The organism is Paenibacillus sp. 2TAB26 (assembly GCF_052115145.1).
GTDB lineage: Bacteria > Bacillota > Bacilli > Paenibacillales > Paenibacillaceae > Pristimantibacillus.
In genome coordinates this window covers 1-1,670 of record NZ_JBFRGC010000070.1, presented here as the reverse complement: position 1 = coordinate 1,670, position 1,670 = coordinate 1, and the positions used below count along the sequence as shown (strand labels likewise).

Genomic DNA, 1,670 nt, shown 5'->3' with positions numbered 1-1,670 from the left:
AGTGAACTGCCCCCCGTCAAGTAGACATTACAAATAATAAAACCTGTTAAACGGCCTTAGTCCTAAACTCCATTGGACTGAGGCCGTTTAGTTTTGCCTGTAATCGTTCGTTATTGTAAAAGTGGATGTAGGCTTCAATGTCCCGTTCAAGCCCTTCAAAAGTTTGGTATGTGTGCAAATAATATTTTTCGCACTTCAGGGTTCCCCAGAAGGATTCTATGGGACTGTTATCGATGCATCTCCCTACGCGAGACATGCTGTGGGTTATTTTTTTCCCAAATACCTTTTTGAACCGTAGAGAAGTGTATTGAAAGCCTCGGTCACTATGCAACATGGGCTTGCTCTTTGATGCTGACTTCATCGCCCTTTTGACGGTTTGAAACACGAGGCTATTGTTGTTCGAGTGCCCGAATACGTGAGACACAACGGTGTTGTCGTGGAGGTCCAAGATGGCGCTTAAATACGCCTTTTGACCGTGACCATATTTGAATTCCGTTACATCGGTTACCCATTTTTCGTTCGGTTTTGTCGCGGTGAATTCGCGGTTTAGCAGGTTCTCAGCCACGTGCTGAGGCGTTGACGCTGCATATTTCTTTCGTTTTCTGCGGCGAATCACTGACTGAATGCCTTGTAGCCGCATGAGGCGCTGGATGCGCTTGTGGTTAATCTTCTGCTTCGTTTCTTTGCACAAGTGAAGCTTTAATCGACGGTACCCGTAGATACCGCCTACCTTCTCATGCAGCGAGAACATCGCTTTTGTGAGTTTTTGGTTTTCTAGTTCACGTACACTAGGCTTACGGTTCAGCCATTTGTAATAGCTTGACCGTGGAATCTCTGCAATTTCACACAGCGTCTTTATGCTGAACTGCCCGTCTTGCCGTACCGCTTGAATGGCAAGATAGATGTTTTCTTGACGTACTTGACTTAGCGTCGCCTTCTTTCGAGTTCCTCTAACTTTTTTAGGAATGCATTCTCTGCCCGTAGACGTTCAATTTCCGCCTCCATCTTCTTCATGGCAAGCTTCTGGTGGTCTGTGTCCGTTAACTCTTCTTCGGTTTTTTTACGTCCACGTCCATCCTGAAGCGCTTCTTGTCCTCCGTCTTGGTATTTCTTCACCCACTGGTACACCTGTTGGTAGGAGACCTGATGCTGCTCCGCTGTCTTACCGTAATCCTCGTCATGTGTCATACAATACTGAACAATCTCTAACCGTTCCTTCCAGGTCGTAGAACGTCCTTTCGTCATAGCCATTGCTCCCCCTTTATAGGTTTTTAAGCTGCTATGACTATTATACTTCTTCACCCAGTCCGATAGCTGTGTTCTACTCGCTATCTTGTATTTATCAATGATATCGTATTGGGATAATTCCCCCTTGATGTAATCCATCACCGCCTGTAGCTTAAGTTCTTCAGAGTAGCTACGGTTATTCGTTCGAATCTCCAATCCTTTTAAACCATAGACTTCGAATCGGCGTTGCCATTTCACCAAGGTTGTTTTTGATACCCCATATTTATATGCAGCGGCCATAAAGCCAAGCTCGCCACTTTCGATCTCTTTGATAATGGTAAGTTTCTCCGATGCGCAATATTCAACTTTAGACATGAAAATGCTCCCCTCACAGCAGCAGGTTTTTTATTATTTCACCTGTCTACTATTTGGGGAGCATATCA

General features: G+C 45.0%; 1 protein-coding gene. It reads right to left on the bottom strand.

The window, feature by feature from the left end:
* Window positions 1-46: 46 nt before the first annotated feature.
* A protein-coding gene (locus tag AB4Z50_RS35805; RefSeq protein ID WP_441887251.1) for an IS3 family transposase occupies window positions 47-1,602 on the bottom strand; the annotation gives its coding sequence in 2 pieces (ribosomal slippage) (window positions 47-963 and window positions 963-1,602; 1,557 coding nt in all).
* Window positions 1,603-1,670: the final 68 nt, after the last annotated feature.